Consider the following 9,562-nt stretch of genomic DNA (forward strand, 5'->3'; position numbering starts at 1 on the left):
GAATCCTGTTTAAGCCACTGATTCTATAATTAGAATTTTTGGCTTATTTTGATGGGTGAGTTGATATGCACATAACAATGCGTAAATCCCCAAATTAAAATCCGCGGAATCAGGGACAAAGCCAAGCTCTTAATTCCTTGGGCCTTGGCTGCCATGATTTTTGTTCCCATTACATAAAATCTGTTTTTGGGCTTATAAAAAACCTGCCTGCTACGACTAAAATTACGTTTTTATTCAAGCCATGATCCTCGGTATGCCGAACTAAAACAGCAATTAATTCACTTTGCCGGATTATATACGCGGCTACTAAAATATGAGCATCAGTATTGCAAATACGATCAAACATCTGGATATTGATAGCTATAGGGATGAAATGTTATAAAAAAATATCCGGGCATTGGCCCGGATATTTAAACTCTAAGCAGCTTAGGCAGTTTGCTTTAACGGTTTGATTTCATTTAATTCATGATCTAATTGAAGCTGATACGCACGGCTTTGATCAACCTGATAACTACGATTCTGGATGCTATCGATAAAAATCCAGTTCGCCTGTACCTGATCCGGGGTAAATGCAACACTCAAGTATCCGCGTTGATTCAAATTACAATAATTCAGCTCATCAATTAGCGTAGTAAATGCCATTTCAAATTCCTGTAACTGGGCTAAGGGAATCTGCAAATACTTCTCCATACCCGGTGATGAAACTGAACTGGTCGCTAGTTCTACCCCGACTGTACTGCCGGCTTGATCTCTCAAAGTGGAGTTCCAGGCATTATGGGTATCTCCTGCAAGTACAATCAGTTTTTTATTCAGCTGTTTACAAGCCGTATAAATCACCTCACGCTCCACGACGTACCCATCCCAGGCATCAAGATTATAAGGCACAACAGTCAGTATTCTGGCTAATTCTGCCTTTGTCAAAGTTGGATCATTTTGCAGATAGCGTATTTTTAGGCCTACCAGTTCTGTCAGCATCTGACGCACTTGTAGCAACACATCTGCAGTGGCCTGACCACTGGTGATCTGCCCCAAAACAGCCAGAATTTCGGCCGGAATTAGCATCTTGCTCATCAGCACCTGCTGACCCAGCACATTCCAGACGGCATTCGATTGGCTGAGTTGTTTCAGTATCCATTCACGTTGTGTATGTCCTAACAAGGTACGCGTCGGATTGAGCAAATCTGTCTGAAATTTATTGGCATCTAGTCCTGTCGCGGTAAGATAGTCAGCATATTGCAATTGCTTGTTACGCGCCAAAATACGAGTATCCAGCATATTCAGCTGAACCAGATCACCAAAATTAAACTGGCGATAAATATTCAAATGATCTGTTTCAGACACTGGACGAATCGGCATCCATTCAAAATAGGCCTGCAAAGCAGCCAGCTTACGTGCAAAAAAATCACCTTCTGAAACATCATGATTTTCCGCACCCTGCTCCCAGGTATCATTGGTCAGCTCATGATCATCCCAGACCACAATAAATGGATGACGCTGATGTGCTGCTTGTAAGTCCGCATCAGTTCGATACAAGGCATAACGCTTGCGGTAGTCTTCCAGTTTAATGATTTCCTCAGCATTATCTGCAGCCAGACTTCGGCCTAATGCTGCAGCCTGTTCAGTCGCATAACCACCCATCCCGTACTCATAAATGTAATCCCCTAAATGAATCACCACATCTAGGTCTTGCTGGGCAATTTCCTGATAGATATGAAAATATCCGGCTGGATAATTGGAACATGAACAAACGGCAAATTGCACCAGCTTGCTTTGCGTGGCTAAAGTTTTGGTTTGACCGACAGATGAATATACCGATGCACACTTAAAACGGTAAAAATAAGTTTGCCCTGCCGATAGACGATCCGCATCGACTTTAACCGTGAAATCTTGCGACCGACTGGTTTCAACTTGTCCAGTATTGATTATCTGGCGAAAATCCTGATCGGCAGCAATTTCCCACTGCACCTGATAACGCAGGTTTTCATCTTCCGGACTTAAGCGTGTCCATAGAATTATCCGATCCTGTAAGGGATCACCACTGGCCACCCCATGTTTAAAAGCGACTTTAGGATGTGCCTGAGCTTGATCTGAAGCATCCTCATCACTGCCACAAGCGGTCAAAGATATGGGTAAAGACAAAGCACCGAAGCCTGCAATGGAGGTCTTAAGCAGTTCACGTCTGGATATTTTTTTAGTCATAACAGCTTTCTATTGTGGGTTTTTTGTTCTTTTTTAATCCAGTTCGATGACATTAATATCTCTAAATTATGACATTTCTATGAAGCCTAATTTTTCCAAGTCCTAAATATACCAAATGACGATAAAACTAATTTCTGAGAGGCTGAGTTGGGCTATTCGAATTCTTATAGACTGATGACTTTATTTAGAAAATTTCCAATAAGTTGCTTCAAATTTCAGAAAGAAATCATCAATTACGCAGAATAATTCGTTACTATTGAACATCGGGGCTAAAGCTTTAGGTTTGGTAACTCAACTGATGGCTCTAGTCCTCTTATTTTTCAAGTTTATTTCTTATCCGCGATTCGGGTTAATTAACCTGGGGTGATTACTCCATAAGCTATTAGCCCTTAAATGCGCTTTGTACTTTAATCTAATCTGGCGGATTCAAGCGGCAAGTGCAACAGTATAAAAACCAGCCATAATATCACTGGGTGTATACCAGCCCAGTGTCTTTCTAAGACGATTATTTAGAGCAGTCTCTATCTGTTCTATCCGCTCTTTTGAAACATGATCAAACGATGGGGATTTTGGCAGATATTGTCTGACCAGACCATTCGTATTTTCATTTCTGGCTCGTTGAATAGACTTGTACGGATCTGCAAAGTAAGTCTCTATGCCTGCTTCCGTTATCCGCCTATGCTCTGAAAATTCCTTACCATTATCAAAGGTCACACTCTAAGCATGACTACTACGCAAACATACTAAAGCACACGAGATCGTTTTAGCTGTGGTTCTCGTTTGCCCCAAATGAACGATATGTACATACAGACTCTTGCGTTCAACCAGGGTTAAGAATGCCCCCTTATGATTCTTGCCTATTACAGTATCACCTTCAAAATCACCTAGGCGTTGACGTTTCTCAATGACCTCATCACGACAATGAATACTTGTCTTATCAACGAGTTGACCTCTACGGTCTGTATTTTTATAGCCTCGTTTGCGATATTTTTCCTGATGTCTTAAATGCCGATGCAGATCTCCACCCTTCGCTTTATTCTGGTAAACGTACTGATAGATCCATTCATGCGATGGAACATTGAGCCACCCTCGATGCTTTAAAGCACCGGCAATCTGTTCAGGAGACCAATCCAGAGTAATCAGATAACGGATGTAAGATATAGCAAAGTCATTCATCTGAGATAAACAGCGGTAGCGTCGTTGGCTTGAGAGATGCTCAGCCTGTTTAGCCCGATAACCACGTTGTCCTGTATTCCTTTTGATCTCATGATAAATGGTTGATCGGGAACGTCCAAGCTCCTTGGCAAGGGTGGAGATTGAAGATTTACTTTTCAAAGCAGCATAAATTTCGTATCTTTCTTCTTGAGAAAGTTGGGTGTATTGCTTCATTGTGTGCTTTCCAATTGCGAGTTGAAAAAGTCTAATGATTCTAATACACCTAACTTTTTCAACTAAATACAAATGTGTCGCACTTGGTATTTGAATCCGCGTAAAACCATTGCAAAATCAACAACGATACCCACTCAAAAAAATCCTCAACAGACTTTAGCCTCTTTTGACAAAATCTCTTGTGATGACATTCAAAATCCACAATATCAGCAAGCCGTTTTAAATGCCATTAACGTGATTCGGCATCAACCGCAACAATGTGGAAAAATAGCTTACTCGGCTACCCACTCGCTAAAATGGAATAATCAATTACAAACAAGTTCAACTGCACATGCGCTGGATATTTCGCAACGTCAGATTTTAAGTCATGTCGGTCGAAGTGGTGAAAATCTGAGAGCTCGTATTAAAAAAACAGGATACAAAGGTGGTGGTGGGGAAAATTTAGCAACAGGTCAAAGCAACCTAAAACAAGTTTTAGAAAATTGGCTGGCGCTCAGTCCCGGACATTGCGATAACTTAATGAAACCGCAATTTAAAGATTATGCGATCGCATGTAGCCGAAATCCTACAACCCATCGAACATACTGGGTGCAACACTTTGGTAGCGGGAAAAACTAAAACCGAGTACAAGATCTTTATTTGATCGGGTAAAAACTGAAATTAACACTTATAAAATCTGCTTTATAAATTAAAAATCCCTCTTTTCAAAAGAGGGATTTTAAGAGATTTCGGTTTTTATTCGACTTAACGCTCGGTTAAGGCATTGTTTTTCGCTTTAAGAATTGGTTTAAGCAGATAAGAAAGAATAGTTTTCTTCCCTGTCATAATATCCAATTGAACGGTCATGCCGGGAATCACGGATAATCCTTTACCAAACGTTGGTTTATCAGTCACTGCACGGACAATATAAAACATATTGCCTTTCTCATCGGTAAATGTGTCTGGGCTAATATGTTTTACTTTCGCATTCATTCCGCCATAGATTGAAAAATCATAGGCGGTAAATTTAATTACCGCAGGCAAATCTGGTCGTACAAAAGCAATATCTTTCGGAGACACTTTTGCTTCAACAATCAATTGTCCATCTAAAGGCACAATTTCCGCGACTTGATCGCTTGGTTTCACAACCCCACCAATGGTATTAAAGAAAATTTTCTGCACGATACCATTGGTCGGTGAACGAATATCGGTGGTTTTCACTCGGTCTGCTACGCCTGAAATACTTTCTTTTAAACTCACTAGCTGAGCTTGCGCTTCTGCCAGTTCATTGCGCCATTGATTTTTTAAACTCACCGCAGCCTCAGAAGTGCGTGATTGCGCTTCCCCAATAGATGCCTGCGTAGCTCTTAAATTCGCTGCCGCCTGCTTACGTTCACCATCGGCATTCGATACGTCACGTTCAAGGCGCAAAATGTCCATTTCCGACACCGCACCCGTCTTTAACAAAGGTCGTGTGGTATTGAGTTCACGCACTGCAAGTTGATAGGCTCTTTCAGCTTGTCCGAGTGCAGCTTGAGCACGTTGCGATTCCTGTTGACGAGTCGAAACCGTACCTTGATTGGTCATCGTTCTTTGGCTCAGTTCGCGCAAACTTTCCGCATAATACTGGCTTTCTTGCGCCATAATGTTTGCAGCTGCATCAGGTGAAACCCCCGCAGGGACACTGCCTGAGGTATAGCCCGAGCCATTTAATTGTGCACTTAAACGTCTAACTTTGGTTTGCAAGGCAAAAATCTTGGCATTAACTTCATTCAAATTTGAGGTGAACCGTGTCGGGTCAATACGAATCAATAGATCGCCTTTTTTGACGTGCTCACCTTCCTGCACATACACCTTTTCAACCACGCCACCATCAACCGATTGAATCACTTGCATCTGTTGAGATGGAATCACTTTTCCTTCACCACGAGTAATTTCATCGACTTTAGCAAAACCTGCCCAAATAATTAAACAGATAAACAACACTACAATCACATAAAGAATGACTCTTGCCTGAATTGGCTTTTGTGATTGAGTTACTTCTTGTACCTGACTTTTCCAGTCATTTGTATCAGCAGGTTGATATTTTTTAAATAAATTTAAACGCCCTAGCACTGGACTCAGAACTTTTTCTGATTGTTCAATACTTTTACCTACGCCCCCAAACATCTTCTCTCTTTGGGTTTTATTGTGTTCTGTGCTCATGATACAACTCCTGCAACTTTAGCTTGTTGGGGAAACATGGCTTTCATTACACTTTCCTTATCACCATCAGCAATAATCTTTCCATCTTCTAAAATAATAATTCGATCAACCAATGTGAGTAATGTAGGTTTATGTGTGACCAAAATTAAAGTATGTTGAGCTGTCATATAATGTTTTAGATGATGAATCACATGATTCTCAAGAGGAGTATCCATCGCACTGGTCGGTTCATCAAAAACCAAAATTTTAGCATTCTGGGCAATTGCACGTGCCACGGCAACCGCCTGCCGTTGTCCCCCAGATAATTTATGACCACCCTCACCCACTTGTAATGACAAACCATCTTCATGTGCTTTTAGAATCTGGCTTAAACCAGAAACAACCAAACTTTGTTCCAAAGCAACACGGCTAGCATGTGGATTACCTAAGACAATATTTGATAATACTGTACCGTTCAGCAATTGTATGTCCTGGGGAATATAACCAATCTGGCTACGTAATTCTGCTGGATCAATCTGACTAATATTGGTTTGATCAATAAATACTGACCCTTCAGTCGGCTTATAGAGCGACAATAGTATCTTCTCAATTGAGCTTTTGCCTGAGCCTACTTTTCCTAGAATCGCCACTTTTTCTCCTGCTCGAATAGAGAAAGAGATATTATTTAAAGCAGAATGTGATTCATTTGGATAACATAAACTGACATTTTTAAATTCGATATGTCCTATAAGATGTGGATGACTCATCCAACCTTTTAGATTCTCTCGTTCCTGTTCAGCGTCAACAGTTTGATTCAGCATATTTAAGGCACTGGATGCCTGATAATATTGGGTTAATAAACCTGCAATTTGTGCAATTGGAGCCAAGGCACGGGTTGATAATAAATAACAGGCAATCAGTGCACCTTGGGTCAACTTTCCATCTACAATAAGATAAACTCCAACCAGGATAATCACAACGCCTGCTGTTTGTTGTACCCATCCAGCAAAATTACCAACAGTGCCACCAATAAAACGTAATTTAGAAGAATACTGTACGGTAAAACGAGTGGCTTTTTCCCATAAACTTTGCATTCGTCCAGCAGCATTAAAACTTTTAATCGTTTCCTGATTATTTAAGGTTTCTATCAATAATCCCTGACGCTGCTGAGAAGCTTCTGACATCGCATCAGATAATTTTTTTAAACTAATATGAACTGATAATGCATAGAGTAAAATAATGATTGCAGCGATGACTAAAGGAATAACGAAAACCCATGAAATAATACAGATAACAGCTAAGAACAGAACAAAAAATGGCAAGTCAATCAGTGATACCACAGTCATAGAACTGGTAAAAGAACGAATTGCCTCATAGGACTGAATATTGGAGGCCATCATACCAACAGACATATTATTCTGTTCCATACGCCGACCTAATACTTTTTCCATAATATAGGCAGATAGCTTGTTATCAGCACGGGTTGCAGCCAAATCAACAAAATAACTACGGACCAGTTTTAAAATAAAGTCAGCCGTAATAATAATCATGATTCCAAAGGCTAGTACCCATAGGGTATCTGTAGCATGGTTGGGAACAACACGGTCATAAACATTCATTACGAAAAAAGGTGCACACAAAGCAAAGATATTGACGAACAGGGCTGCTAATAAAATATCTTTGTACATGGAACGGTGCTGTCGAATTACGCTCCAGAACCAATGCTGATTTGTCTTTTCCAGCTTAACCTTGTTATCCACCACAAATTGACGTTGTTGCAAATAAATCACTGAACCCAGATATTTTTCTTGTAACTGTGCAATTGGAACTTCTGTCACGGTATCCGACATTTCAGGAAAATATACTGTTGCAGTCTGTCTTTCTGTATCAAAACGATATAAAACACAAGCTGTATTATTATTCAATATTAAAATGGCAGGAAAAACAAAATGGTTCAGTTGATCCAGATTCTGCTGCACCATATTACTTGTCAAACTTACCCGATCAGCTGCACGTGAAAAAAACTGAGGTATTAGCTTTCCATTGGGTAAAGGCAAACCTGATAATAAACCTTCTTGTGTAATACTAATTTCATAATCTTTAGCCACCCGAATCAGGCATAAAGCTAAAGGATCAAATATTTGTGTTGTCACTTATTCACCATGAATCAAACAAGCATGAAAGGTTCATTATTCTTAAACCAAGGATTATATCATTGAGTCAATAGAATAATTTCAAATTTACCTTACCGAAAAAAGTTGGAATATCTATAAAAATAGGGTGCAACAGCACCCTATTTTATTTTAACTGATTAAAAAATTATTCAACTTGTGCATTTGCCGCTGTACATACATTTTCCGCATTAAGTTCACGCTTACTTACTTGTGTCACTTCTGGTAAATTATCACGTTTAATTCCTAATGCAGGTAATAACTGCCCTGTACTATACAGTGTTTGTAGTTGAGCAATTTTTAAATCATATTGTGCACTGGCATAAGCACGATTTGACTGAAATGATTCATTTTCAGAATCCAGTACATCCAGCAGGCTACGACGACCAATATCAAACTGATCATTATAAGCTCTGACTACCGCAGCAGATTCATCACGATGGCGCTGTAGCCATTGCATCTGACTGCTATAATTATTCACATTGTTATAAGCAACTCTTGTGGTTTGGCGAATATCAACACAGGCTTTGTTTTTCAAGTCCTGAGCAGTATAAATTCTAGCATTTGCCGCATTTACTGCTGAACGGTCAGCAAAACCATTAAACAGATTATAATTCAATCGAAGTTCTACTGCACTATCCTGACCATACTTGTCATTGCCAGGATTGGTACGCTCATCAAAACTGTTACGGTTTTGGTATAGTCCTGTACGCGCTACAAATGAAAGTTTAGGGTACATGTTTGACTTAAACTCTTCTGCATTGGTACGCGCGTATTCCATTTCGCTTAATGCTGCTTTCAAACTATTATTGTTTTGATATGCAGTCATTACAGCATCTTGTGAGCTATTAGGCAAAGAAGTATTTAAATTAACAGGTTCAAGATTTGTACTTGGTTCGACCCCAACAATACGGGCAAAACGTGCTGATACATCATTTAAATTCGCTTGTTCCGTCATTAAATTGGTTTGTGCCAAAGATAAACGACCTGAGATTTGTGCTAAATCCGCACCATTGCCCACACCCTGCTTGGTCTTTTGCTGAATTTGGTTATAAACACGTTGATGGTTATTAAAGTTGGTTTCTGCCAATTTAACCAGATCACGGTAACGTTGAACATCCAAATAAGCTTGAGCTGCTTCAAAAGCTTTTTGTTCCACACCAGCATTTAACTCATAATAGCGCTTTAACGCTGCATAATCACCTTGCTCAACTTTATTTTTAATACGAAAGCCGTCAAATAATACTTGGGTCAATGCAATTTCTGCTTGTCCCTGATTAAACCAACCACGACCATCAAAGTCACGATCGCCTTTACCATAAGCTGCATTTAAATCAATTGATGGTAAATAACCTGCTCGCGCCTGTTTTTGGTTCGCAGTGGCTTCAAGAAAGTTTGACCATTGCACCTGAACCTCTGGATTATTTTCAATCGCAGTTTTAGTCACAGATGTTAAGTCTGCTGCTGATGTACTCAATGCTACACTTGCTACCGCTACCATGCTTGCAATTTTTGTTAATGCTAATACTTTCACAGGTTTCCCCTTGTTTTAAAGTTTCTTAAATGTTTAACGATGTTGCCATCATATTAATAAATAAATTTGGGATAGAGGGCGAAGTGACTACGCCCTCTATGCTAGG

General features: G+C 39.9%; 5 protein-coding genes and 4 pseudogenes. 2 read left to right on the forward strand and 7 right to left on the reverse strand.

Annotated elements, in window-relative coordinates:
• Positions 1-9: 9 nt before the first annotated feature.
• Positions 10-99, reverse strand: a pseudogene (locus tag HGD77_RS17270) (IS982 family transposase); the annotation flags it as partial.
• Positions 100-169: 70 nt separating this feature from the next.
• On the opposite strand from HGD77_RS17270, the pseudogene HGD77_RS17190 reads away from it, so the two are divergent.
• Positions 170-382, forward strand: a pseudogene (locus HGD77_RS17190) (hypothetical protein); the annotation flags it as partial.
• Between the two features lie 44 nt (positions 383-426).
• Here the strand turns inward: HGD77_RS17190 and HGD77_RS15045 are convergent.
• The 3 genes and pseudogenes from HGD77_RS15045 to HGD77_RS15055 form a co-directional block, all read right to left on the reverse strand.
• Positions 427-2,199, reverse strand: a complete 1,773-nt coding sequence (locus HGD77_RS15045; RefSeq protein ID WP_004280933.1) for an alkaline phosphatase D family protein — start codon at positions 2,197-2,199, stop codon at positions 427-429.
• Positions 2,200-2,307: 108 nt separating this feature from the next.
• Positions 2,308-2,463: pseudogene (locus HGD77_RS15050) on the reverse strand (IS982 family transposase); the annotation flags it as partial.
• Positions 2,464-2,625: 162 nt separating this feature from the next.
• Positions 2,626-3,588: pseudogene (locus HGD77_RS15055) on the reverse strand (IS30 family transposase).
• A 90-nt stretch (positions 3,589-3,678) separates the two neighbouring features.
• On the opposite strand from HGD77_RS15055, the gene HGD77_RS15060 reads away from it, so the two are divergent.
• On the forward strand, positions 3,679-4,206 hold the full coding sequence (locus HGD77_RS15060) for a CAP domain-containing protein (RefSeq protein WP_228761446.1): 528 nt from the start codon (positions 3,679-3,681) through the stop codon (positions 4,204-4,206).
• A 126-nt stretch (positions 4,207-4,332) separates the two neighbouring features.
• Here the strand turns inward: HGD77_RS15060 and HGD77_RS15065 are convergent, their stop codons facing one another.
• From HGD77_RS15065 to HGD77_RS15075, 3 genes are all read right to left on the reverse strand, one after another.
• The gene (locus HGD77_RS15065) at positions 4,333-5,772 is read right to left on the reverse strand and encodes an HlyD family type I secretion periplasmic adaptor subunit (protein WP_004644817.1); all 1,440 of its coding nucleotides are present in this window, start codon (positions 5,770-5,772) and stop codon (positions 4,333-4,335) included.
• Positions 5,769-7,904, reverse strand: coding sequence for a type I secretion system permease/ATPase (locus tag HGD77_RS15070; protein WP_168730937.1), 2,136 nt, complete (start codon positions 7,902-7,904; stop codon positions 5,769-5,771). Before HGD77_RS15070 ends, HGD77_RS15065 begins: the two co-directional genes overlap by 4 nt.
• Positions 7,905-8,070: 166 nt before the next feature.
• Positions 8,071-9,456 carry a TolC family outer membrane protein gene (locus tag HGD77_RS15075; protein ID WP_168730938.1) on the reverse strand — a complete coding sequence of 462 codons (1,386 nt, stop codon included), beginning with the start codon at positions 9,454-9,456 and terminating at the stop codon, positions 8,071-8,073.
• Positions 9,457-9,562 lie beyond the last annotated feature (106 nt).

The sequence above is a fragment of the Acinetobacter sp. NEB149 genome, from assembly GCF_012516415.1.
GTDB lineage: Bacteria > Pseudomonadota > Gammaproteobacteria > Pseudomonadales > Moraxellaceae > Acinetobacter > Acinetobacter lwoffii_V.